General features: G+C 62.5%; 9 protein-coding genes. 4 read left to right on the top strand and 5 right to left on the bottom strand.

Annotated elements, in window-relative coordinates:
- Positions 1-4: 4 nt before the first annotated feature.
- Positions 5-187 (bottom strand): hypothetical protein, encoded by a 183-nt coding sequence (locus tag SIB83_RS01445; protein ID WP_413403091.1) that lies wholly within the window; start codon positions 185-187, stop codon positions 5-7.
- Positions 188-204: 17 nt separating this feature from the next.
- On the opposite strand from SIB83_RS01445, the gene SIB83_RS01440 reads away from it, so the two are divergent.
- Both SIB83_RS01440 and SIB83_RS01435 read left to right on the top strand, forming a co-directional pair.
- A complete protein-coding gene (locus tag SIB83_RS01440; RefSeq protein ID WP_413746568.1) occupies positions 205-471 on the top strand; it encodes a hypothetical protein in 267 nt (88 codons plus the stop codon).
- A 247-nt stretch (positions 472-718) separates the two neighbouring features.
- Positions 719-1369 carry a hypothetical protein gene (locus SIB83_RS01435; protein WP_413746567.1) on the top strand — a complete coding sequence of 217 codons (651 nt, stop codon included), beginning with the start codon at positions 719-721 and terminating at the stop codon, positions 1367-1369.
- Positions 1370-1398: 29 nt separating this feature from the next.
- Here the strand turns inward: SIB83_RS01435 and SIB83_RS01430 are convergent, their stop codons facing one another.
- Positions 1399-3015, bottom strand: coding sequence for a hypothetical protein (locus SIB83_RS01430; RefSeq protein ID WP_413746566.1), 1617 nt, complete (start codon positions 3013-3015; stop codon positions 1399-1401).
- 180 nt (positions 3016-3195) lie between these two features.
- Here SIB83_RS01430 and SIB83_RS01425 point away from each other — a divergent pair, with 180 nt between their 5' ends.
- Together SIB83_RS01425 and SIB83_RS01420 are read left to right on the top strand one after the other, a co-directional pair.
- Entirely contained in the window at positions 3196-4080 is an 885-nt protein-coding gene (locus SIB83_RS01425) for an isocitrate lyase/PEP mutase family protein (RefSeq protein ID WP_413746565.1), read from the top strand.
- Positions 4081-4520: 440 nt separating this feature from the next.
- Positions 4521-5072 (top strand): hypothetical protein, encoded by a 552-nt coding sequence (locus SIB83_RS01420; protein ID WP_413746564.1) that lies wholly within the window; start codon positions 4521-4523, stop codon positions 5070-5072.
- A gap of 406 nt (positions 5073-5478) precedes the next feature.
- Here SIB83_RS01420 and SIB83_RS01415 read toward each other — a convergent pair whose 3' ends face one another.
- The 3 genes from SIB83_RS01415 to SIB83_RS01405 form a co-directional block, all read right to left on the bottom strand.
- On the bottom strand, positions 5479-6087 hold the full coding sequence (locus SIB83_RS01415; RefSeq protein ID WP_413746563.1) for a hypothetical protein: 609 nt from the start codon (positions 6085-6087) through the stop codon (positions 5479-5481).
- Between the two features lie 130 nt (positions 6088-6217).
- On the bottom strand, positions 6218-14365 hold the full coding sequence (locus SIB83_RS01410; RefSeq protein WP_413746562.1) for a hypothetical protein: 8148 nt from the start codon (positions 14363-14365) through the stop codon (positions 6218-6220).
- Positions 14362-26403 (bottom strand): hypothetical protein, encoded by a 12042-nt coding sequence (locus SIB83_RS01405; protein WP_413746561.1) that lies wholly within the window; start codon positions 26401-26403, stop codon positions 14362-14364. The genes SIB83_RS01410 and SIB83_RS01405 overlap by 4 nt, the downstream gene beginning before the upstream one ends.
- Positions 26404-26405: the final 2 nt, after the last annotated feature.

Raw genomic sequence — 26405 nt, 5'->3', positions numbered from 1 at the left:
CGCCTTAGTGGTGGGGATGCACCGACAGCTCGATTGCCCGGCTTTCCGGACGGCAGAACTCGAGATAGAGGCTTGCAGCGTCTTGCTTGCGGTCTTCCACAATCAGCTTTGAAACCCGATCCCGCCACCAGGTTGAGATCTCTGGTGATCCTCCATTGGTGAGTGGATGGTTCCGGGAATCGCTCATGAAGTCCAATGCTGTTGTTGACGGTTGGGAACGAGGAGACGCTGGTGCATGGGGGCGGAGCCCAGCTTCACCATGGCCATGCCTTTGGGAAAAAACAGGCTTCTGAGCATGAGTTGTTGATCAAACCTGATCTAATGGGCTGGTTGCAACGCCAGATCAGCGCGCCATTGCACAGATCAAGGCTCGCGGAGCCTCTGATCGTTGCGGTTGTTGGATCAGCTTCAACGTTGAGTGCAAGTGCACCAGCTGAATGCTGGCGGACTGTCGGAGACGGCAATGCATAAACAAGACTTGTCGGTTTGTACTGCCGGCGCATTAACGCTTTGCAGGATGCCAAATGAACAGTAAACACTTGAATTCATTAATAAATACTGAGAGCGTTTATCAGTGGCGGAGCATTAATGACAACTGCGTTGATGTTCCCGAAACTCAATCTCAGCCTCAGTGATTGATCCACAGAGAATCAAATAAGGAGATGCCAGCAACAAACTGTCCGACTAATGTGAGGTCTTGCACAAGGGAAGACGATTATTGAACCGCAAGATCTTCTACAACTGCATTCGAGATGATTTATTCAACGGGGTACTGAGGCAGCAGAACGTAAATGGCATGGAGGCCATCCTGAACTTCTGGGACTCTCCACCCAACCCGCCAACAGGCGCCTTCAAAACCAACTGGGACATCCGCTCCATTGGCTGGCTGGCTTACATGCTCGCGACCACGAAGCATGAGACGGCCTCCACGATGCAACCGATTGATGAATACGGAGATACCGCCTATTTCACGCGGATGTATGAAAATCGCTCTGACCTTGGCAACAACGAGCCTGGTGATGGAGCCAGATTTCATGGGCGGGGATTTGTCCAGCTCACAGGCCGAACCAACTACACGAAAATGACCGGGGTAGTGCGATCAATCTTCCCCGATGCACCCGATTTCACGGAACACCCAGATGCCGTCAAAGATGATCGCTATGCGGCAGTGATCATGTTTAACGGCATGTTCTGTGGAATTTTTACAGGATGGGCACTCAAAAACTTCATCGGAGATCCACACAAAGGGCAAATCGTGGATTACTTTCACGCCCGCAAAATCATCAACGGCCTGGACAAAGCTGATCTGATTGAACGTTATGCCAAAAAATTCTCCTCCGCACTTGATAAGGCTGGTGCGACGGCATAAATCGTTTCAAGAATGCCGAACTGCCCCTCTCAACCAGGTCCGCTTGGACGACTGGGAACCGCGATCCAGCTGATCTGGTGCTGACGCAACTTTGCTTCTGTTGCGCTCAACTCCTTTTCTTGATTGCCATCACCATAAAGAGCCAGTTCATAGAGAAGATTCATGCAGAACTTGCCTTGAAAATATCCGCCGTGGCAATCAATCTTGCTGATTTTTAAAGGGCTGGCAAGCATCAAGAGCAACGTGGCGGCGTAATTGAAAAATCTCTGCGCGGCATTGCGAGCCGTAAACGCACTCAGATAACGCCCACCATCGTCGTAGTCGGTGCAGTCGATCACATTGAGCGGGTAGCCAATCCATGGCTTGCAGCAAAAGGTTTTGTCATCGCAAAGGGTTTCCGTACGCAGCGCACCATGGAGCTCGAGATGACTCAGATCTGACACACACTTGCCGTAACCCTGGGCTCGCGTGCGCCCTTTGATGCTCAGGTTGCCGAGCCGATAGCCACCGATGCGCGTCCCCGAGGGAAACACGAAGTAATTGGCCAGAGTTGAGGCGAGCCGAAGCACCATGTCGGCATCGTTGACGAACAAAAAAGTCTGCTGAAAACGGCGCAGGCAACTGGCCAGGTAATTGGAGCGACCTGTGGTGATCGTCCAGACCGGGATGTCAGCAGCAACGAGGATTAAACGATCAAGGGTGAACAGATCACCGATCTGCGCCAACTGTTCTCGCTGTCGTTCGTTCGCTTGCTCATCGAAGGACGCTGGGCAGCTTGGACCACCAAATGGACCCGACTGGGCATTAGTCGACCAGAGGTGAGTATCCGCTTCGGGATCGAAAACATTAGTGAGAACACGGATGAGCATGGTCGTCACGAACGTGCCCATGCTGTGACCCAGGAAACTGAGGCTGATCCTCGGCTCTTTGCCGCTCTGGAGATCAGCCAGATAAGGGCTATCGGCAATGATTTCTTTCACCAGATGGTGTAGAGCTCTGACCATCTCAACGGCATCGAACACACCAAAGGTGCTGGCGCGTTCACGGTCGCGGAAGTACGTGACCATGCGCAGCAGCATCAGTGTGATTCCAATCCCCAGACACAATTGACCGATGGCAGCGAGCCAACCGGCAGCAAAGAAAGCGAGCAAGCTGCCGAGCGCGAAGAGCAACCACAGGCCCATCGGCATGGCACGGAACCAGCACAAAGGTCCTCCGGCACCAATCAGCTCGGACGGCCAGGCGTAGTGCACAAACAACACATAATCATCAGGTGGTGATTCCGTAAGCCGGCAGGCGTCGTCTCTGAACTTGCGTTCCGCCTGCTTGTATTCCTCCCTCACACTCTGCAAGGGAACGTTGTAGCCGTGGATGCGAACGACCACCCGCACACGCTGAGACTTGCCATTGCTCTGCTGCCGTTGGAAGAACTCGGAGAGATGGGTGCGCAGCTTCGCGAAGTTCTGGGCGTTGTTGTCAAAATCCGCACGAAAATCAGGTTGCGTGAGAGCCAAGCGAAAGGGCCTCTCGGCCTCCAGGGGTGCGGTGCTGCAAACCAGCATGTGGATGAAGCAGGGGTTCTGCTCTGAGGGGAAGGGCTGATATTTGAGAAGGGCGAGTTCAGGATGCCGCGTGGTGGTTGTCATGGTGAATGGCTCTGCACGCTGATCCCCCCTGAGGTAGCCATCTCCCACGAATCAGCCGCGGAATCAAACCGCTTCCTTTCAATTCAGCAGCAGCGTTGTTGGCATCAAGGATCGCTCAAACGATTGCTCAGGCACCGATCGTTGAAGATGGTGAACCAGGACCACTGTTGATCACACACCGTGCCCCAAAGCGCAGAACCAGCAGAGCAACTCCGCAGCTTGCTGGAGCAGGACACCTGCCATCTGATGCCCTGCTGCTTTGATGCTTTATCAGCCCGGCTGGTGGAACAGGCCGGCTGCGCACTCAGCTTCATGAGTGGGTTTTCTGTGGCAGCAGCCCGAGCTGGTTTGCCGGACACGGGCCTGCTCACGGTGACGGAAATGCTCGATCAGGGTCGCTCGATCTGCGATGCCGTGTCGATCCCGGTGATCGGTGATGGCGACACCGGCCACGGCAATGCCGCCAATGTGCAGCGCACGATGCATCAGTTCGCGAAAGCGGGCTTTGCCGGAATCATGCTGGAAGATCAGGTGGCTCCCAAGCGCTGCGGCCACACCGGCGTAAAAGACGTTGTCGATCGTGATTCGGCGATCGCCAGGATTCAGGCAGCTGTTGATGCCCGCAACCAGGGCGCCGATCTGGTGATCGTGGCGCGCACCGATGCGCGATCGGCGCTGGCAACAAGCCACGGTGATCAGGCCGCCCTGGAGGAAGCGCTGTGGCGCTTGAAGGCCTTTGCTGATCTTGGCGCTGATGTGTTGTTTCTGGAGGCACCGCGCAGCGAGCAGGAAATGCTGAGATTCTGCGAGGAGGTGCCGGGCAGGCGCATGGCGAACATGCTGGAAGGAGGCATCACACCGTTGTTGTCGACCGAACGCCTGGGGGCAATGGGCTTTGCTTTGGCGGCCTACCCACTCACCCTGCTCTCAACGGCCGCCTTCGCGATGCGACAAGCACTGCGGGATCTCCAGGCAGGCCACACTCCTGAGCAGATGCTCAGCTTTGATGAGATGAAAAGACTAGTGGGGTTTGAAAGCTACTTGCAAGGAGCTGATCTCACCTGAATCGGCTCCCATGGCGGTGGACAAGGTAGAAACGAAACGGTTGAGTTCTGTGTAAGTAACCATTGCTTTTCGATTCCGCCGCCTGAGCCGCATGCGTCAACTACGGCCTGTGGTATTGGGCGTGACCGAGTTGCGTTCCGTACGGGAGAACGACAAGGGCCCACAACTTTAGTTGTGATACTCATGTACGGCAGTTGGTTGCGCCTGATGGAAGCTCTGAGGCTGCCCGTAAGAGATCTTATTGTCAATGAATAGTGGTTTGAGTGCTTGACTAAAACATTGCTTATATTGAAGCGTTGATCTAGTAGGGTCAATTTACTAGTATCTTATCCAGCATAAGTTTATTTAACAGCAGCTTTTACGGAATACCGAAGCACTATCATCCAGCTTCAGCAACGTCGATCCTGGTTCTACAAAATTTCTTTATTTAAGAACAGATCATGGCAAACAACTTCCCCAAAATACTAGCTTGCATCAAGACCAAAGCTACTGCCGCTGTTGGTGGAGTAGCTATCGACTGTGCCGACTTAGCCCTTCAATCTTTGGCCCAATGCTGTGAAACAGAAGGGGTCAAGCTATCAATGGAAGTTTTCGACTCGACCACCAGTTCCTACACTAGACTGAAAAGAAGTGATTACGATTCACTTGATAAATACGTAGAAGTTTTAAAGCTGAATATGGGAGCAATCAGTCTGTTTGACCAGAACAAGATCACCCAAAAAAAGCAAGTAGAGGATCTGGTTCCCGGTGAAATAATCCTTTACCACCTTCCTGGCAATCCTGGTTTCACCGGGCATACAATGATCGTAACTGCCAATAACACAGTAGCAAAAGAGGTAACGGTTGCAGAAGGGCATGTTGGCAGCGACCCTCCCTCTCAGGGCACCTACACATATGCTCAGCTTCCTAACAAATTCAGTGCAAATCCAAATTCAAAGTTCAAGGGCGGACGAGGTTGGAATTGGAGCAATATCATTGATAATGCCAATTAAGAATTAGCCTGCATTCTAGGATCCCGACACTTTCCATCAGATTAGATTATATCTCTAGGCCTCATAACTTCAATTGAAGAAGTTTCAATATTGATTGTCAATGGTGGACAATCAAGAAATGCACTGGAGCCGCGAAGCTTGGCGTTTTGAAGCAAGTAAGCACTTTCTCTGCCGGGTGATTTCGAGCGCTTGATAGCCATGTTGATAAAGATCTGGATGTTGTCGCGTTGAAGATAAACTCTGCCTTTATTTTTTTGCCCTTTGATGGCTTAGGCCGCTCACAATCCGCGGCTAAGAAAGAAGAGCGACTAGAAGATGTGCATTTATGCTCTAAAATTTAAAACTATAATTCTCAGCAGTTTCCATTAGGGATTGAATATATCAGCGACTCTTGGTGACCGGCGCTTCAAATTTTCGCGTCGCTCTCGTCTCCCTGGCCGATGGAAAAGGTTCCTGTCGCCGGATCAAACAGGACTTCAGCATTCTTTTCTTCGATGTACTCGTCGACAAAGTTGATCGGCATAGGATTCGCGATAAGAGGCTTGTCGATCTTTGTGTTGCCTGCCAAAATTATCTTTTCAGCATAATGTCCGCAATTGTTTGTTAATACGTGGTAATTCGGCTGTGCAGATGTAGCGACAGTCTCCATTTTCTGGAAGTCAACGCTCAGAAAATAGGCAGCTCTGATGCGAGTACCCTTGCCCGAACGCTCGGCCAGCGTCGTCAGCACCTCCTTAAGGGTATCCGATGTTGCTTTGCCGTTACCGTCGATCACAACGTTCGGCACGTCTATTTTCCTCACCCGTCCGTCATCGCCGGGCGGGTAACGGCCGAATTCGTAATATTTAGTCAATCCGTTCTTATCGATTAACAGCGCGCCGGCATGTCCGACCAATGATGTATAGCCGTACCAAGTGTCCGTGTTGACCGGGTAGTCGGGATAGACGATGTAAAGCGCCTCACCATTCAGTGGCGCTTCGAGATCGGGGACTGAATTGGGGTGCTTGAGCGGCAAGGTTGGTCCTCCTGCAAGGAATAATGCGCCATAAGCACATTCATACCTTGCTTACAACTAAGATTGCACTTCCCTGTATGTCGGCGAAGCGGAGTAGTACCCAACGCCTAACCAGTCAGGCCCCAGCGCTTCAGTCTGCTGATGTTTGAAGTTGCGGCTCAAAGTCGAAGCTGTCCATTGGCAGCTGTCCACTACCTGAGCGGTCGAACTTAATCAATGTTGCATGGCGCGTGCCGTCGGCGGGGGCGAAGTCGACCTCATGCCAAATGAACAGGCCGCGCCGCCGGATGTGACCACACAGCAGATCGCCGAGGAAGTCGGGGAATTCCACCCTTCGAGGCATCGGCCCGGGTGCATGCAGCGCAACGCGAGCTCGCAGCGGCGCCTTGTCACCGATCACGTCAAGCAGTGAGTACACCGCCTCTGGCGGGCCCACCGAGGGCTCTGCGGTCAATAGTGTCTCGGCTCGCAGGTCCAGCTGGTCCTTCTTCCCCCGCGACACCCGCACACGCAGGACAAGCCGATCGCCTGGGCGTAAGGCGGCGGGGGGACCGAGGGTCCAGTCCCCTTGCTGGTTACGGACCGACTCGTACAACGCTGCGACCGGAATCGCGTAGCGCCGCTGCGATTCCAGTTCGTACCAGATGTCGCCCTTCTCGTCATAGGCATCGCGCTTCTCCGGCTTCGCAAGCCGCAGCGGTTTGACCAGAGGCTGGCTCGACTCACCTGGGTCGTAGGGCTGAAGCTGCACCGAGATACTGAACGTCCAAAATTCCTTTTCACTCTCAGATTTGTTGTCGTCCGCGGCCTTCTGCTCAGGGGTGGGCTTGGAAGCCCATTGGGCGCCACTGTCCGATCGTTCCACCTCCCCTACCGCAAGGTTGAGCGCGGCGCCGAGATCGTGGCTCGCACGGTCGAGCCCGAACAGGAAGGCATGCGACTTGTCACCCGATTTCAACCCTCGTTCGTCTGATTGTGGGCGCGAGGCGAGTTCGCGGTCGTAGGCCGGATCGCCGAAGATCGCCGTGCGCGTGGCGTAGGCAAGTTTGGGTCGGTCGAGTGGTGCTGCCAGGACAGGCAGTTCCAGCATGTCATCCGTTGACGGCAGCATCGAGGGGCTGCCGTTGCCCTTGACCGTCAGCTTCACCCTTCCCCCAGAGTCGTCGGCAAAGGCGGAGCCGCTCTTTTCACCCGAGGCCAGCTGCAGCGCGATCCGCAGGTCGGCGGCTTCGGTGCGGGCGGCTTCGGCCAGATTCTCCGCGTCCAGCTGCTTCAGCGTGAAGGACAGTTTCAGCATCTTGTCCGCTCTGTTCCATTCGACCTCGTCGAAACAGATCCGCAGGTCCGCAGCCACCAACTGGGCACTCAGAGAGGCCGCTTCCTCTACTTTCCCGAAAAAGCCTGTCTCGGCAAGGAAGGGCATGATTGTGGTCTCGATGCCCTCGGCCTCCGCCAGCGTCATCTCCAACTGAATCCGACCTTCCTTCAGCACCTGGTCCAGGGTCGTTGTCTTCAGCTCGACAAGAAGACGCCGATCCCGTTCCGCAGCACCCTTCGGTTTGCGTAAGGCGACATGGACGCCGTCCAGTACCAAGCTTTCACAAAGGGATCCGTCCGCGCGCCGATCGGCGTGCGAGACGAAGGTGCGGCGCCTGCGGGCGAAGACCGCACCACGCGGCAGCGCAGTGGAACGGGGTCGGCGCAGAAACCTCAGGACCCCCGGCCCCAGCGTGGCGCTGACGCCTGATTGAGGGACCTCGGCATCCAGTTGATATTTTTCCAGAAGCTTCTGCCCGCTTCGCTCCGTCATCAGCGCGTCATAGCCGATTTCCATAACGCCAGGGCGCCTGCCTAACGAGCCGCGCAACAGACCCGCGGGCATAACCGGCGCCGACGTGTCGAAGGCGTTGTCGCCACCGACCTTATTCAGGGCCGTGCGCAGTGCCAACGGCCCGGGGGCTCGCGCCCGGACAGAGGGGGGCAACATGTGCTGCGGAGCTGGGGCCGGCGCGAGGCCCAAATCCGGCTCCACGTCGTCGCGGACCCGCAGGAACCGGCTGCGAGAGGCGCTGACAAACCAGATCGAAGGCGCTTCCTTCGGGGCCGCCTTCGGCCGGAACCCGAAGGAAGCGAACCGCGCCGATAGACCCGCCTCCGCTGCCAGGACAGGGGAGTCGGGCCCCGCCTCAAGCGTCAGGTCGCCTTCTTCCAACCCCTCGAAGGGCTTCTCGGGCCAGCCCAGCGCGGAGGAGGCGAGCACCCACTCGTTTGCATCGCGCAACTTCACTGCGCGGGCCCCGAGCTCCGCCGCCTCACGCCAGGGTGAGGCCATGATGCTGGACACGCGACAGCCGTCGGCATCCCGCCGTTCGAGCAAGATCAACCGCGGTTGGGCGCTCAACGCTTCGGCCGCGTCCCGCAAAGCAGCGGAGCCAATCGCTTCGGTACCAGGGCGGGCACCGGTGTCAGGCGCGGGTGCGGTACGACGACTTGAATTGGCGGAGTAGACCACCAGCTTCTCCGTGCCGCCCAGGGCGAAGAAATCCGCGATTATTCGTCTCGATTCGCTCGATTCGGGCTCTGGAGCCGCTGGGAGGCGAGGACCGAAGCGGACCGCGACCAGCCCGACCTGGGGTTTCCTGTACTCCGAGCGTTGTCCGTTCACCACCACGTCGTCGCTTGGACGTAGCAGGGTCACCACCTCCAAGCTCGTGACAGCTTCGGCGCTCTCCATAGCCTTCTGGAGTCCCACCAGGGAACGCAAGAAAAGCGGCCACTCCAATAAGTCGATGTCCATTGACGGACGCCGCTTCACAGGAGTGTTGATATCCCCGCCCGGCACCTCCTCTGCGTCGAACAACGCAGGCTCCAGCACCTCGGTCGCAGCCCAGGCCAGCGAATCGTCCGTATGGCGAGATACAGAGAGGCTCAGCGCTGCCAGCAGGTCGGCTGCCCTCTCCGGCGGGTCGAAGAGCAGCCGCGGACCACGCAACCCCGTGTTTAGACCAAGCTCGAACTTGAATGGCTTGAGATCTACGTCCGATGCGACCCAGCTAAGACGGGTGGAGAAGTTCTGCAAGGTGTTCAGCGCTGGGGGCGCCGCGTCCTTGTCGGAGGCTGTGACCCAGGGCACGCCAAAGGACATAAACAAGTCCTCGCCTGTATTCCCATCAGGATCAGGCCGAAATGCCAGAGCTGCTGCGCCGAAGACCAGCAGCCCGCTGCGGCCGTCGGCTTCCTTCAGGGACTCAAGGAGCCTCAGGTCACGGAACCCACCGCCCGCAATTGATGGCCTGGCGATTCCGGCATGGGGCGTACGTTTCCTTTGTCGAGTCTCCTCGGCTTGCTTTAAATAGCGAATGTGGCTGTCCGTGTAGCGGGGAGCGAAGCCATGGGGCAGGCTGCGCGTCTCACCGACATTCTCGACCTCCAGCATGTCCTTCGCCAGCTTCGGCAGCTTCGACGCGTCGAGCAGGGTGATCCGGTCCAGCGTTGTGAACTTCAGCGTCGCTCCCTCGCCCGAGTTCGGCGTTAGGCGATGGTCGACCGGAGCGAGGATGTCGATCTGACGCGCCACGCCGATTGACGCGCCGCGCCCGACGACCTTGCCCAGCGCGTCAAGCGGCACGCGCCAGCCGGTCACAGAGGGGCGGACTTCGTGCCGCAGGTAAGTGGGATCTGGATTGGTCTCGAACCGTCGCGCCCGCCCGGGCTTGGGCTGCTCACCCACTAGCAGCCCCGCTGTCGGCCAGACCACGCGGCTTTCCAGCCAGCCTGAATTGGCGCCTTCGAATCCGTCGCGGGGTAGGTCCAGCAACATGTACGCGGAGATGATCTCGTTGTGCTCGGTTCGCATTTCTGTGCGAAGCGTGGCGCCAACATCCCCTTTGCCTGCAATCAATCGGCCTGACGCGTCGAGCGCGTGCGAATCAAAGGCGATCGGCAACTGCAACTCCTCCCGCTGGGCGATCTCGTCGTCCTCCTGCAGCGGGAAGACCATGTCGAGCAGGATCTCGTATTGCGGCGCGAGGTAAGTAATGCCGCGGATCGGCTCGATCCAGTCCTGCGCCACCCTTTCGTCTTTGCCAGAGTCCCGGTTGGTCGCTCTCAGCTGCAGCACCCCGCGGGCGTGATCAACGTGAACCTTTTGCGTGGCAGCAGCGATGTCAGCGGCCAGCCAAGTGAGCTTGCCGTCCGTGCACCACTCGATCAGCATGGCCTGTTCGGTTTCCCCATCGCTCCTGGTGCTGCCGTCTTTTTCCCCTTGCGCCACCGCAGCACCGCCCTCCCCATTGGCTTCGGGGAGCGCCACGCTGATGGAGAACTCCATGCTCAGCGAGCCGACCGCTCCCCTCCGTGCGGGCAGAACCAAGCCCAGCTTCTGCAGGGACACGCCATAGCGCATCTGCGGCCTGACATCCCCAGCGGCTGCTTCGAACGAAACCTCGATCTCAGGTTGCCCCTTCTCGTCCACCCCCTTCTTCATCCGGCCGTCGTCGACGCGCATGAGCCGCCCGAACAGCCGCAGACGCAGCGCCGCCTTCAGCTCGTTCAGCTCGCCATTCAGCATCGGCAACTTGCCGTCCGCCTGGGGCAGGATCAGCAGGTCGGCGCGTTGGCGGTTCGCGGCCCCGGTGCTGCCGTCGTTTTCCTCCCCGGTGCTGCCGTCGTTTTCCTCCCCGGTGCTGCCGTCGTTTTCCTCCCCGGTGCTGCCGTCGTTTTCCTCATACTTCACATCTACCGGGAAGCGCAGCGGCTTGTCGTTGTCCATCAGGGTGGCCTCAGACACCTGCTTGGCATTCGCCTTCAGCCGCACCCGAGTGACGGCCGTGAGCTGCGCACCGGTCGCAGACCATGTGAAATCGAGCCGAACGAGATTGCCGGTCCGGTAGGGCCGGTCGTCGCCGAAGCGCGCGTTGGACGCCTTAGGCGCATCGAACAGGTCCACCGCGCAGAGTGTCTTGAACCCGTCGTTCGTGACCGAGAGGAGCCGCAGCGGCCGCAGGTGCAGCCCGCTCAGCTCGAAGCCCCAGCCTTGGCTCTCCTTGGCGTGCAGTCGCCATTCGTAGACCGCTGCGGCGGCGTTCTCGCGGTCAAGCAGCGTTGGATCGGCGCCCAGTGCCCGCTCCGGCCCCGCCTGCGCGGCGTCGAAGCTCCAGTCGCTGAGGTTGGGATTCGCTTCCGTTGTCTCCAGCGGCAGGTCCCGGATCCAGAACAGCAGTTCTTCTCCGCCCTGAGTCAGCGACGTCTTCACCGGGGCCGAGAAGCTGACGAGGCGGCGTTCGACGCCGTCCATCCCGACATCGCGCACGCGCACCGCGGCAGCGCGCCAGGAGCGGCCCGACGCGGCGGCACTCAGTACGGTAGGCCAGCCGCTTGTCTCAGGCCGCCGCTGCAGCGTCAGCCCGGCGCCGTCGACGTCGCGACCGACTTCGGCGTCGGGGAACAGCGCCGCGGCGAAGCCCGCGATCCGGATTGGCCCGTTATCCCTGCGAACCAACGCGCCTTCGTCCAGCGCGAATCCCGCGGGTTCGTCACCACCCAGCCCGGCGATAGCCAGGTCCCCGGTGAAAAGCTGGCTGCCGTGCGAGTCCCATTCCACGCTCCAGCCACCCAGCGGTGCCTGGGCAAGCGCACCATCATGGTCGGTCCAAAGTTGCTCGAACCTCACCTTCGCCGTCGCGCTCCAGGGTTCGACAAGGCCGTGGACTTCGAGCGCCGATGCGCTTAATGCGAACCATTGCGTCGCTCGTGCCGCCACGGTGCGGGTCATCGCCTGGGCGAACTCGCGCCGGCGCCACAGTTTTTCCTCCAGCTGGTCGAGATACAGCGCCGTCGCGGGCGGAACGGCGGCGAGCGGATTAGCGGCTGTCGTCGACTCGGGTTCAGGTCGCGCCGGGCGGGGCGGGGCGGCAACGGCGAACAGTTCGTCGAGCCCCGGCAGGTCCAGCCTCAAAGCGGTTTCGAAGGCGAAGCCGTCGCTGAAGTCGTCCGAGGGTTCGAGGGTCTGGCGGAACTCCAGCCCCGGTGCGCTGGGAGCGACGAGAGCGATCTCTGGAGCACCCCATTGTGTTCCGGCAGCCTTAAAAGACCGGTGCCAGAGCGACCGGACCTGGGGCTTCCACCCAGCTGCCCCGTCTGGTGGGTAAATCGACGGCAGGGGCGAGTTCGGAGCCCCGCCAAACAGCAACACCCCCTCAAGTTGCCCGTCATCCAAACGCGTTCCAAGTTGCGAGGGGAATAGGTCCCGTGTTGGGGAGGGCATGCTGCTGGCGTCCCCCGACCGCAGCATCTCGGCTGCGGAGATCAACGGCAGATGTGGATGCCGGGTCCAGAGAGTGACGTCAGCCGCTTTCAGACGAGCAGCCCAGGCCAGCGTCGGGGCCTCCGTGACGACGGCGGGAGCGTCCCAGACCAGTTTCAGCGTCGCGTCCGTCGCGTCGCTTTTCACCGCAGCGCGGAGATAGAGCGGCATCGGCCCCGTCGCAGCGGGTGCGATGCGGCCTGTGGGCAGGGCGCGATCAGCGTCAGGGCTCTCCTCGGCCAGCCACAGGAGGTTGCGCACCACACCCCGCAGGCCACGCAGTGAGGCGGTCACCTTTGAGGCGGTCACGTCCGTCGCAGGGTCGCGCCGAGGCCAGGAAACGGTGATCTCGTGCCCGGCGACCTCGTCGATCTCCAACAGGGCAGGGGCAGCGGCCCTGCGTGAAAGCTCCAGCACCACGGAGCCCGTCAGCGAGCCACCAGCGGTCGAAGGCGCGGCGGCAGGCAGCATCGGCGGAGCTATCGCCGGGACCTCGATCTGTGCCACTCCCTCGACGATGGGCAGGAAGAGATGGGGCGCGCGGGTCTGCCCCGGGTGCAGCAGCCCCCGCGCCGCATATCGGGCCCCGAGCCGATCCGCGGCCTCGTGCAGAGCGGCGTGAACCTTCGCGGGTTTGTCCTTCTTTTCTCCGTGCAGGCTGGCGGAGTCCAAGGCGAAGCGGCCGTCCTTCAGCAGCCATTCCGCCTCGGCCTGCACCCCGTTCGCGTCATCCTCACCTACGGGGTCCGCGTCATCCTCACCTTTGGGCGAACCCGAGCTCTGCCGGCTGGAGCTCAGCCCCAGCCGGGTGCCCTTCTCATCGCGCTTCAGCTCCAGCGCGGCGTCCTCGGCGATGTTGGCGCGGGCGACGGCGTCGCTGAAGCTGCCCTCGGCCCGGCCAGTGATCAGGCGCATGCGGAACACGTCGCCGCTGATCTCGGCCTCCCACTCGTCCATGTTGCCCGGGAAGGTGAGAACTGGACGGTCCTCGGCGTCGCGCTGCGTTTCCAGCAGCCACCAGAGCGGTGCCACCTCGGGGCGCGGATCATAGTCGACCCGCAGCGGGGAGCCGTTGCGGCGAAGCTGCGCGAAGGCCATCGCGAAGGCCTGATCCATGCGCTCGTCATCAGCGGTGTCTACCAACGCGAGCCCAAGTCGCGTCTGATCTGCTGAGTCCTTGCCACGCAGGGGCTGGAGTCGCACCTGCCGCCTGTCGGGGGGGGAGGGTGTCTGCGCCAGGTCCGCCACCGGGTCCGGCATGCCGATCCGAAACTCGATGCCGTCCGGTGTCAGGTCGGCCGCCAGGGCAACATTCGCGGGGAAGGCAGGTAGGCCGCCGAACAGCTCGCCCGTCGCGGCGGTGCCGCGAAGCGTGAGCATCAGCTGCGTGGAAAGCTCCAGCCGGAGCGGGATGCGCCCCGCGACCAGCCGCATTGGGGGAACCCAGAGCTCGCGACCATTGCTGCCGCCCTGGCTCGGCGGCTGGTTCGGCCAGGGCGCGGCGGGGGCCAGCAGCACATGATGCTGCGTGCCTTCGGGCGCTGCGTCGGTGCTGTCGAGCCCACCAAGGCGAGAGCGAACGAGCGCGGAATGCTCCCCGAACACATCCAACCGCCGCTTGCTGTCTTGGTTGGAGCGGCCGCCCAGCGTGACGACCGCCGCGAGCAGGGCCGGGTCGCGGAAGTTCTTGATATCCACAACCGAGTTCTGGTCCTTGGCCAGCCAGTCAATGGTGGAGATTGAATGGCCGCGTGAGTCTTCCAGCAGCGTCCGCAGAGCAGGGCTCTTGTCCGCCGCATGTGAGTTATTCGGATCGTCCGGCCTGAAATAAAGCGCCGCACAGTTGAGCCGCCACAACGGACAGAGTTCGGCCTTCGCCTTGGGATCTCTATGGCGGGCACTCCTATGGGCAATCTCGGGGCCCACGATGGGCAGATTCGGCAAGTGGTTCGGGACGTAGCCGGGGCCGGTCATCGCTGTACCTCCGATGTGGTGCGCGTCGAGATGGGCAGGATCCGGGCGCTGACAGGCGGCGATCCGGGGCGGAAGGCGCGCAGATAGGGCACCCCCGCTGCGCCGAACAGAAGCGCGACAGCGGCCTCGCCCCAGGACGTCATGGGGCCGGACGTAGCGTCGCCGCCATTCTTCAACCAGGCGGCGAGCCTCTCCCACGCCTCCGCATCCGGCGGAATGGCAACCAGCAACGTCGCGGCGGCGTCCTGCCTCTCCGGCGGTGCTGTCAGCCCGTCTACCTCGTCCGCCAGGCCGATCAGATGCCATGGCAGGGGTACCGAGAATGCCGCGACCGAGGCGAGGGAGGTGGCGTCCAGCACCTCCAGCCAGTCCAGCGCCCGGACCGCGTCGGCGAGGCCGAGCGGAGCGCCATCAACCGCCTCCAGCGCCGCCAACAGGGCGTCGAGCGCGATGCGGCGGTCCGCCCCGCCCGCCTCAGTGAACTCAAAGACCCGAACCACCGTGACGCCGAAGCCATCGGGCGGCGGATTGTCTGCCACACCCGCAGGCGGCAGAGCCTTGGCGGCGAGGGCGGCAGGCATTGGTGCCGCGCCGGGCCGCCGGTTCGCGAAAGTCTTGTCGCGGTTCCGGTGCAGCCAGATGGCGCGCAGCTCGCCGAGGAACTGGGTGATGATGTCGGTGATGGACTTCTCGTCCCCGTCGAGGCCGCTGCGTAGACATTGGCGAATGGCCGCCGGGGCCGCCGGGCGCACCAGCTCCGGATTGCCTTTGTGGGGCCAGCGCCAGTCAGCCTTCAGATTCGTTGTGAACCCACCCGCACCCGCTGGCGCAAGGACGCAGGACGGAACTAGGCTTTCAACGTTTGGCTGCTCCTCTACGAAGGTTTTCCAGAGTGTCGCATCGGCGGAAGCGGACTCAGCCGCACCCAACCAGTTGAGAACAGCAGCGGCTTCGAGGTCGCCTTCCAAGAACTCCAGTGCGGCTCGAGCTGCGACGAGGGCATTTCGCAGCGCCTCAAGATTGTTCGTCTTAGAGGCCGTGAAAAGCAGCGTCCGCCGCGGGGACGCAGCGAGCCAGGCGTTGAGCTGGGGCGCGTCTTTGGTCAGGACCAACCTGCCAAGGGCTGCCCCAACGGTTGCGGCATCGGCGGTGAAGTCGGGGGCGTCGGGGGCGGGCGCTGGTTTGACGACTGCTGGCGCCTCCATCTTGAGGTGCCAGTGCTGCGAGTCTGCGACGGGAGCAGGGGCATCGACCGTGATCGGCTTGGTAAAACTCGGCCCTGTGGGTGCAACGGCGAAGAGCTTGTTGTCGTTGGAGTCCGTCGGGTCCACCGCGCGCGGCACGATCTCGATCTCAGGCCCGGTTGAGGACCGGTCGCGTGCATCGAACGAGATCCGATAACTGGTCTGGGCGTCAGGCAGTCGGAAGGCCCGCGGAAGTTCCCTTTTTGGTGGATCTTCGAACGACGTGGTTTCAGGCTTCGGCCCCAGCCACGCCTGCAGCGACGCCTCGGTCATGCAGTCAGCGTTGCGTACCAGAGGCAAGATGAAGAGCACCTTCACTTCGTTGTCCGAGAGCCGACGGAAACTGAATTTCGGCGGATCGGCAGGTATCAGGTCAGCAAGGTCGCCGTCCAGCGCCACGGTCGGCAGCCGCAGCGTTGTTCGAGGCCGTGGCAAAACGGCAACGGACACGTCCGAGACCACTACCCCCGCTGAGACATGGGCCATGCCGAAGACCTCGAAGCAGTGCGGCAGGGCGCGCAGGCGGTAGAGGTCGGCGCCACGCCATGAATCGGGCGCCACCTCGGCCAGCGCCTCCAGCACCTCGCCATCGAGCACCTCGGCTTCGATCACCTCACCGGCTGGCACGCTGGCGTCGGGCCCGAAGGCGTCGAGCCCGTCATAGTCTTCCAAGCCCGCCAGGCGCCGAACCCTGTCGAGATCGGCATAGCGGCGACGGAACGCGACCCCATGGAACTGCGGCTGCAGGGCCCGCTGGGCGGAAATGTTGGCGTCCGCGATCACGTGGTCGAGGCTGCGCGCCACGATGAAATCGACCGCAGGCAGGTCTCCACTCGCCGGCGGTATGTCCTCCGTTCCCAGCGGTGGCCCTGCATAAAGGATCGTCGGCGTCTCGATCGGCTCGCTGCGGTTGAGGGTCACCTCCACGCAATGGGCATTGAGCTGGGCGTTGTCCGGCAGGGCGCCGCTGAGCGTCCGCGGGCGCATGTCGCCGTCCGCCTCGGCGGCGAGGCTGGCGTAACGGCCCCAGGGACGGATCATGAAGCGACGACGAGCACCGTACCGGTCGCGCTCCACCAGCAGCAGGGTGATCGCCCCGTCCGCGTCCGGCGCTCGCGCCAGCCCGTCCGGGTCGGTGATCGCGGCGAGGCCGAAGGGCAGTGTCAGGTCACCCTCGCCTGCGCCCCCTTCAGGCGGGCCAAAGCGCTGGGCGGCACCATGGACAAGGAACCGCTCGGTCCAGATCGCGAGTCGGGCGGAGAGCGGAGCAGCCTGCTCCAGGATCTTGTCGCGTGCCTTGGCATAGCTATTGAAATCGAACTCTTCCTTTTCGCTCTCGGGCTTAGCTTTTTCGAAGGCGGTTTTGAGCTGGATTGTTAGATCAAGCGCGTTGAAGGCCTCAGCGAGGGCGGCGGCTTTCGGGAACAAGCGGCGCAGCTCGTTGACCGGTAGGCCACGACCGCCTTCGCACTGGTGCAGCGGGTAGTAGAGGACAGACTTATTTTCGCCGTCGAGGCGCAGGCAGTCCAGACGGGTCAGGGCGGTCAGGATCGTGCCTTCCAGTGGGTCGAACCGCTCGAACGGATCGAATACCTTCTGCAGATCGCCCTGATCCGGAATCCCCAATGCGGCGGCCACCGGGGCGTCGATCCACTCGTCGGCTGTCACCCAGCCATCGAGATGGCCGAGCAGTTTGTCCTTCGCCTGGTCCCACATCTGGCGTATGCCGCCCTTTTCTTTCGCGCCTAGCAACGTCAGGCGGACCAGCAATACCGGGTCACCATCTTTCAGCGACTTCAAGCGGTCTTTTCCGAGATCAAGTTCGTCTTCCAGCGTCGAACCTGCACCCAGCCCGATTTCCGCCGCCGCATCCTGGTCGATCATGCGCTTCCGCATCCGCCCCACGCCGGGTGCGGCGAGGTTGGCAAGATCCCATACGAAACGCGCGCCGTCGGGGTCGAGCACGAAGAGTTCCTGATCGACGCCATCCTGCTTTTCCACCGGCTTGATCTTGGGTTCTCCAGCGGTCCCATCCGTCGCCGCCCTTCGCAGCAGCAGGTAGCGGACCGGAAGATCCCTTGCATCCTCGGACGTCGGACCGACCGCAAAGGCATGCGGCATCGGGCGCAGGGCGATCTGCGCCATGGTCGCCGCGGCGCTGCCGAAGAACCCGTCATCGGCCGCCTCCTTGTCCTGCCCGTCATCGGAGCCCACCAGGAACAGAGCGTCCTCGCGGCTGAGCAGCTCCACCATGGGCTGGCCGAGCCCCTGGGCGGAGAGCGGCTGCGTGGCGCCTGCCTCTTCTGCGCGGTCGTCGACATAGCGGCGGACGGCCCGGTTCATCGCTTTGGCGATGAGGCGCGCGAGTGTCCGACCTCGCACGTAGTCGCCGGTTTCGGTGTCGAAAAGGCGCAGCCCAGCGGCGAGGCCCGTGGCGCGCAGAAAGCCCCAGCCATGGGGATCGCGCTTGTTCGGCGCCGCCTCAATCAACGCCTCAAGGTTGTCCGCCTCCAGCGGCTGGGGCGTGTCGATCACCGGCTCGTAACGGCGATAGACCTTGCCGCCAGCCGGGTCGCCGTCCTGCCCATAGGGCGCGTAGCGCAGCTGGTCGATGGCCTCAGCGAGAGGAGCGGCGAGCGACGTGTGCAGGCTGATGGTCTCGGTTTCGCTGGCACGCAGGATGTCCTTGTCCTCATCCGCAGTGACCCATTTCGCGGTAACCGAAACAGCCCAATCGAACCGCTCGGCGCCCGCTTCCGACGTTTCCCCCATCCGCCAGGTTTCATAGGTTTCCAGAACCTGGCCCTCCCTCTTGCGCTCCTCGTCGCTGCCGGCTCGCCAGACCAGCGCACGCAGCAATTGGCGCAGGGCGGCGGGTGAGAGGTTCCCGTCAGCTTCGGGGGTCTGGCTGATCTCGGCGATCAAGCTGTCTCCCGAATGGCGCAGCGTCCACTCCCGCGCCACCGCATCGGCTTCGGCCTTCGCCACACGCACGGGCAGCGACTTGGGATCGCTTCCGGAGACATGGCGCATTGAGACCTGGATCAGGTTGACGCGCCCGGCGGCAAGCAGCGTCGCGATCAGCGCCTCGTCCGGCGCGGGGAACAGCGAGCGGCGCAGCTGCGGCTTCGGGAAGACCGGCCCAGCTTCGGCGCGCGAAAACCAGCGCGCTCGCGGGCGACTTACGTCGGCGGTCGGCCGCCGCTTCCTGTCGCGCCTCGCCGACTCAGTCGGGTAATGCACGGCGAGCTTCTGGAAATCAGTCACCCCGTCGGGGTCCAGCCCGTCCAGCGATCGGGGTAGCACCTTCAGGGATCCACGCCGCCTGGCGATGGCCAGGACATCGTCTGGGGAAGCGGCGATGACGTCGGCGACGTCAGGGTCGATCTCGAACAGGTCGAACCCTCCGACCAGCGGCGCGGCCAAAGGCCCCTTCAGCGCCGCGGCCGGCGCCGCCAACGTGTCCCCGGCGACGTTGAAGGACAGGCGGATGGCATTGCGCCGCTGCACATCGCGCAGCCGCAGAAAGGATTGGTCGAGCGCGCGAGGCTCGGATAACGGCGTCAGATCGGCTTCAACCGGCGGGTACAGCCCCTCCAGCACGCCGCCCTCGGCAAATAAGTCCTCAAAACCCAGCGCCTGGAAATCGAGAGCGAACGGGTGCTCGATTCGTTCGACCTGAAGAGCCACGAACCCGCTCTCCTGTTGCTTCGGGCTAAGTCCCAGCAACAGATCCGCAGGCTGCCATAGCGAGGGCACGCGGCTCAGCTGGACGCTGGGCATCGGGCGCATCTGGGCGAACACCCTGCGGGCGTGGAATGTGGTCTCGCCGTCTATGGGTGGGGCTCCCATGCTGCCCAGCAGCGAGTCCTTCGCCTCGGTCTCGTCCTGCTTCGGGTTGGGGGCAGACCCCGGTTGGCCATCAGCATTGGCGACGGCGATGCGAAAGCGCAGGGTTTTGCGTTTCGGGCCGCTTCCTTCCCCGGCGTCGGAGACCAAGATCGTCACCGGGAAACCGTCGGCGCTGTCATTCGATCTCAGCTTCTTCGAGGGGTAGAACCACAAGTCCTCGTCCGCGCCATCGCACCAGCGGTCGATATCCGCCTGGCCGGGGCGGGCGCGGGCCTCGTCCACGGCATCGGTACCGAATTGGCCGCCACCACAAAGTTCGGCTTTGCGGATGCGTAAGCGGAATGCAGGCTTCTTTGGTCCGTCGACCTCTGCTAACGCGCGAAGATTGCTTATGAAATTTTTCAGCGCTTCGTCAGCTGTCTGCCTGGGTTTCCGCGCGATTGTCAGCGCCAGTTCAGGCTCGACCTGAATCTGCTTGTCTGAGGGTGCCTTGGGCAGACCTGAACGCTCCCCGTCGGTCTTCTTCGGCCGATAGTTCAGCGACAGCTGAACTTGTACCGGCGCGTCGGCACGGACCACGGGGGCGCGCAGCCGCAACTCCAGCGGTTCCGGGTCGGCGGCGAAGCCCATGTAATCGCGCGCGATCACGGTGTAGGTCACGCTGATGTCGGCGCCGGGATCGGCATGCTCGAACCAGATGTCTTCGGCGCTGCGCCCTTCGGGCAGCGGCAGGCCCAGCAGCAGGGCGCGGAGATCCTCGGGCACGCCACCCTTCGAGAAATCGTCGACCAGCTTGCGGTCGAGCGGCATGGAACGGGCGACGATGACGCCGTCCTTCTCGGTATAGTCCAATGTCTCACAGGCCAGCACGTTGAAGGTTGCTGCGAGCGGGCGGCGCAGCCCTTCGAAGACGCGATAAATCTCGTAGGTGCGCAGGTCAGCCTCTGGATCAGCGATAAACCCTCCATCGGCCCTGCTGTCGCGGGAGGCGCCCCAGGCCGGCTCTAGGTCCCAGGCGAGGGCGACCCCCTTCTCGGTCATGCGGATGCGGCGATCGCCCTCCGTCTCGTTCATCCCGGCGCGCAGGCGCGGGGGAGCCAGTCGGGGTTGGCGGTTCTCAAAACTTTCTGAAGGATGGCGAAACAGGGTGACACTGCTCTCATCGCTGAACTCGGAGGCCGCGCCCGGTGCGCGCTTCACCCGCTTGCGCACAGTGAAGCGGGCTTTGCGTCCCGCGGGGGCGCCGTTGGGGGGCGGCTCTTTGACTTTCGGGAACAGGAGGTCCACCGCCTGCTCCTGGAGGATGAAGGTCAGGCCCAGCTTGTGCGCTGGGATGTCTCCCGCTAAAGCCTCGCCGCTCCAGTTGTCGCCATCGGGCCCGCGCACGGGCCCGCGCTCGGCCATCTCGATGGCCGAGGCACCAAGCCCGCCGATGAAGGCGGAGCGGCGTTCCTCCGCCACGAGGGATTCGTGCAGCTTCTGACCATGCGCACCGCCCTCGCTCGCGTAGCGGACGCGGCTGTCGCCCGCACGGGCCATCCGCTCCGCTGCTTCGCGCGGATCGGTTGGTGCCGCGTCGCCACGTTGGGGCGCGATGGGCACAGGTTCGCCGTAGCCGCCGCGATCACCGTTGACATCCCCCCAGCCACTGAGAAACATCTCAGCTAGCAGATCGTTCAGGGTCACCTTCTCTTTCTCTTTGCCCGCTTCCGAGCGCAGGAGGTCATAGTCGGTGTCCATGTTCGTGTCGCAGACCTTCTCGGCGACGAACTCCAACGGTGCGGCGACCCCCGTCCAGCCGACATGGGACAACCCGTCGAAAGCGGCCTCTTCGATATCGGCATCGAACTGGATCCGATGGTCAGCCACGCTGGCGCCAAGGGAATCCACCCGCGGCTCGGCGAAGAAGCCGGCGGTGTTGGCACCCTGCAACGTCACGGCGTTTTCGTCACTGAAATCGCGTGGCAGCAGCTGCATCACATAGCTACGTTCCCCCTTAGCCGAGCCGTCACGAACCAGAAACAGCATGGCCCAGAATTCGGTCTTGCCGATGGGGCGGCCGATCTGCGGCGGCACTGGAGTTCCGTCGTCCTGCGGATCGGCCGGCGGAAGCGGCACGGGTGCGCGTGGTGGTTGCTTGGCGATGCGGTCGTCACTGCGCTTCGCGCGCCCGCCGCGACTCGGCTCGGCAGCCGCAGTCGGGGGCAGGGCGGTGCCCTGCCCGTCATCGGGCGCCAGCGGAGAGGCGAGGCCAAGATCCATGAACCGCTCGACCCGGGCGCGGGCCTTCTCCAGTGCGCCAGAACCGAAGGCAAAGTCGAGCCCCAGCATCATTGACCTGCCAAAGGCTCGCACCCCGACCGAGGCGCGCACCTGTCCGGCCAGACCGTCGCCGGGGGAGATCACGATCTCGGCCGCGACGGCGAGCGCAAGGCCCAGGGAGAAGCTGACCCGCAGCGTGATCCGTTTACGGAAGATCTTGAACGAGAACCAGACCGAGACGTTGAAGGTGATCGCCACCTCGATCGAGATCATGCCGTAGAACAGGGTGTCCTTCGGATCGAGGGGTGCGATCAAGGCGATGAAGCGGGCCGCCACTGCGAAGCTGGCCAAGGCCGACACCGAGGCGCCGAAAGACCCGCCGCCCGCTCGTGCCTCGAACCGCGCCCGTCCGTCGGCGCGCAGGGCGACGCCGTACAACATGGTGGCGTCCTCGATGCGGAAAATCAGACCGCCGCTGCAGTTGAGATAGAAGTTGTCTGAACGTTTGCCAAGTGCGAAGCCGAGTTCGTAGGGCCAGCCAAACTCGGTATGGAACAGCCCGGGCCGGATGTAGAGGGTCGAAGACCAGCGCGTGCCCTGCATCGCGTCGATCAGCGGCTTCGGTAGCTGCGGATGGGGCCCGATGGCCCGCGGCCCGTCCGAGACGAGCCGGGCCATAAATTCCCTCCGAGGCACCGAGAAATACATGTAGCCGCGCATGAGCGGCTGGCTTTTCCAAGCAGCGCCGGGTTCCGAAATCCAATCGTTGTAGTTGTAGCTGGTCCAGGCCCGCACGTTCATCAGGAAGGTGAGGTCGGTGCGCAGCGCCACCACCACGTCGAACAGCAGCGGATTGGGCAGCTCCTTCTCCTTCTTCTCGTTGTATTGGGAGGAGGTGGAAACCGACGCATAGGTGATCAGCCCGCGCAGGGCCAGCGTCACGTTGCGACGCTCGTATTGCGGTGCCCAGGCCTCGAACTGCGACAGGTCCCCCTGGATGCGGGACACTTCGTCGAGCAGCGCCACCGCGTCTCGCGCGCTCTTGGCGCGGTCCAGCGCGGCGAGCGAGGCGAGGGTGAAGCCGATGCCTACGCCCACCCCCGCCTCGCGCAGGTTGAACCGGCCGATGGGTGTGTCGATGGGTTCCGATAGCTTTTCGAGCTGGGCATAAAGGAACATGGCGTGGCGCGGATCGGCGCCGCCGCGACGCAGCTCCAGCATTCCCATGGCGGCGCCGAGCCTCCCCATCCCCTTCAGATCAAGACGTCCACGCGCCAGGAAGCCTTCGGCCGTCACCCCGTCGGGCAGCAACCGCGCGTCGTACAGGCCTGGGGTGTTTCGGTCCACTGAAACGGCAGTCCCCTCCACCCGTCCCAACCCGTTGACGTCGATGGCGACACCCAGCCCGTCGAAGCGCAGCCGCGGCAAGGGGTTGTCGCCAGCGGGTGGAGCGATCCACATCTGGTGGAAATCGAACTCCGCCGAGATGACGTCACCGACGTCGAGAAACGCGACCTGGCCAGAGATCGACATCGCCGGGGGCGTGTCGGTGAAGCCTTCGTATGCGGGGTGGAAGCCAACGCCGCGCAGCTCGAACTTGAAGATGTCGAACAGGTTGGCGGTGACGGGGGGCGCGATTTCCACCTGGAACTGGATGTGCTTCAGCAGCTCCGACGGATCGCCCGCTAGCGGCGTACGGTCGAGCTTTATCACCACGGACTTGAGGTTCTTCAGCAGCCCTTCGGAGAACGCGCCGCCCTCCGGGCGGAATTCAGCCGCCCCGGTCAGGGTGAAGTAGAAGTGATAGCCGTCCGCCTCGACGAAGCTGAAACCCAGCTCCTCGACCGTGATGCGGAACTTGGTGCCGCTGGAATAGAGCGGCTTCTTACCGCCGGATAAGGCCGCGTTAGCGCTTTCAACCTGCAGTTCGCCATTGCGCGACACGAGCGAGATGTCGATTGAGGCCTCCGCCTCGCCGACCAGCGCCGGAGGCAGCTGCCCCTTGCCCGAGATACGCCCACCGCGCAGACTCCCGCTTTCGATGGCGATGCCGCCCGATGTGAAGCGGAACGGCTGGTCGACGCCGGCAATGACCACCGGGTCCGGGACGGCAGTCGCTGACAGGTCGAGCCCGCCGCGCCCGACGCGGAACTTCTCTACGTCGAAGCGCAGCCCGTCGCCATTGGCGGCGAAACGGTCGTAGAAAGCGCTGAGCCGCGCTTTCTCGCCAAGACCGACGCCAAAATCACCGTTGGCGAAGTCGAGGACGAGCATCTCGTATTCACCCTCCTTGCCAGACTTCTCGTTGAACTCCAGGCGCAGGCCGTAGCCGTCGAAAGACTCTTTGCCCGTCGCCTCGACGGCAACCTTGTCGCCCTCGAGGTTTGCCTTGAAGCTGCGCAGATCAAGCTTCAGCGTCAGGTCGGCCACCGGGTCAAAGCCCTCAGCGATGATCACCTTCAGCTTCAGGTTGATCTCAGCCACAGCGCTGGTTAGTTCGACCCTTTCAGGCTCCTTCGCGGTCACTTCCACGCGCCTGGCAATGTCGTTCAACGCACCGCCGTCGCCGGCATCGCCTTCTATGGGGCTGGGCAGAAGGGCGAGCGCGCATTCACTGCTACCTCCCCAGTGAGCGCGAACGCTGACGTGATCGCCGATCTTGGCGTCCTCCAACGGCCCGGAGGGGCCGACAGCCGTGATCGCGTCGCCCGTCGCGGGCTCGACGAAGGCATTCGTTCCGAAGGTCTGGAACGCCCGCAGGCGCCCATGCTGAAGCGCGAACAGCAGTAGCGGCTTGCCGGGGTTCGGCTTCGCCTCGATGGCGATCAGCAGCGGGTCATCGTCACCATTGTCATGGGTGCGCACCGGTGCCGCAGCCGCCGTTTCATATTCCAGCCATAGGTCCGTCTTCACCACTGCCCACAGATCATCGGCAGGGGGCATGACCATCAAGCCTTGCCAGTTGCGTTCAAAATCCCAGATCAGCGTTGGGCGCATCTGCGACGGCAGGGTCAGCTCCAGGCCAAGCCCTTTCAGCTCCGTTGAAGCCTTCGCTCCGTTGGCTTTGGGCGAGACCAGCAGCTGCCGCGGCCGCCATGTCTTCGCGTCGACCCGTAGCTCGATCGCCAACACATCATTCGCGTTGGTCAGTGCGTCACTTAGCGCCGTGCCGGCCTGCTCCAGCAGCGCCAGGAGCGGGGAGGCGAGATCGGCGAGAGCATCGCGCACCGCGCCAGAATGAGCTATAGCCCCGCGGGTAACGGCGGCGAGCAGGCGCTCGACACGGTTGAACACGCCTTTCATCACCTCCGGCGGAGCTGAGTTGAATTTCACCCCCACGCCCAACCGGATCAGCCCATCGAGCGCTGTGGCCGGGCTGCTGACGAGTTTTAGCGAGTCCGGTGCGATCAGCCGGGGGTCCTCGATCCTCGTCGTATGGCTGTCCTGCGTCGCCGTGATGACGATCGTGAAGGACACGACCAGCTTCGCCTCGGGATCGTCGCGCGCGACGATGTTCAGCTGCGTCACTTTGAGCGACATCGTCAGAGTGCCCGCGTTGAACGCGACACTGACGGCCCCGAGTCGCCCCCGCACCACCAACGGGAACGCTGAGAGGCGGTCGAATTCGAAGGGCTGATCGAGCGTCTCAAATTTGACCTCGGTGATTTTCCCCTCGTCTGTCTTCTTCAAGAAGAGGATCTCTGTGGAGGAAAGCTTCAGCTTTTGGCCATCAAAAGACAGCTGGAATTTCTTAATCTCGACCATCGGCGACGTGGTATCGCCGGCTTTCAACCCCACCGTCAAATCGCTGGGTGTCGTTGTCAGGCGGAACTCACCGTTCTGCAGCGAAGCATTCGCCGTGGGCTGGCCGTCGGGCCAGCCGACCTCTGCCGACAGCCCTGGGATCCGAGGTATCGGGAGCGTCAGCGGGCCGATCAGGCCATTCATGTCGGGCCCACTCCAGCCCAGACGCCCGAGATTCAGATTCGGCAGCACCACCTTTGGCAGAGCGAGATCGATGGAGGGCAGATCGGGCAACCCGATGGAAACTCCAGCCAAGGCCGCCTTCGCCTGGATGGTCGCCTCGATCCGCAGCCGCGCCGTGGCGTTGTTGTTCTGATTGACGTTCGGCAGGTTGACGTCGAGCGCGATTTCCGCATCGATCCGGCAGGTGAGGACTGCCGTGCGGCCACCCGCGTGATCTGGGCCCAGATGCGGCAAATCGAGAAGAACTTCGGCGGAGATTTTGGGCTGCCCTTCAGCCGAGGTCTGCCCGGCGACCGACTTGAGGCCGAACACGCCGTCGCCCGAAAGCTTCACCTCGATCCGCGCCAGGTTCCGCCTTAACGTCGCCAGTTGGAACATCGCCGCGTCGGTCGCCGAGTTCGCCATCGCGGCGTAGTCGAGCTTGCCGCCGTCGCCAACCGCTTCCCGCAGCGCCAGCCAAGCCTGGGCGCTGAGCAGGGAGATGCTGTCGGTCTTGGGGACTAGAACGGCAGTCGCCTTATTTCCCGCCTCGTCATGTTCGACGACAATTTGGACATTCTTCGGCGTATCGCCGTCCAGTTCAAACTTCAGCAGAAATCTGGTGCGGTTGGGTTCATCTGGACTGTCAGAGAAGGAACTGTCAGAGAAGGAGTAGAGAACAAGTTCATGCGGCTCAGAAAAATTTATCGCCATTA

Origin of the sequence: Synechococcus sp. MIT S9507, from assembly GCF_047304715.1 — a bacterium.
GTDB lineage: Bacteria > Cyanobacteriota > Cyanobacteriia > PCC-6307 > Cyanobiaceae > Synechococcus_C.
This window is presented reverse-complemented; position numbering and strand designations above follow the sequence as displayed.

Coding starts and splice junctions, on each gene's coding strand:
- SIB83_RS01445 (WP_413403091.1), bottom strand. CDS start 187: ATGAGCGATTCCCGGAACCATCCACTCACCAATGGAGGATCACCAGAG.
- SIB83_RS01430 (WP_413746566.1), bottom strand. CDS start 3,015: ATGACAACCACCACGCGGCATCCTGAACTCGCCCTTCTCAAATATCAG.
- SIB83_RS01420 (WP_413746564.1), top strand. CDS start 4,521: ATGGCAAACAACTTCCCCAAAATACTAGCTTGCATCAAGACCAAAGCT.
- SIB83_RS01410 (WP_413746562.1), bottom strand. CDS start 14,365: ATGACCGGCCCCGGCTACGTCCCGAACCACTTGCCGAATCTGCCCATC.
- SIB83_RS01405 (WP_413746561.1), bottom strand. CDS start 26,403: ATGGCGATAAATTTTTCTGAGCCGCATGAACTTGTTCTCTACTCCTTC.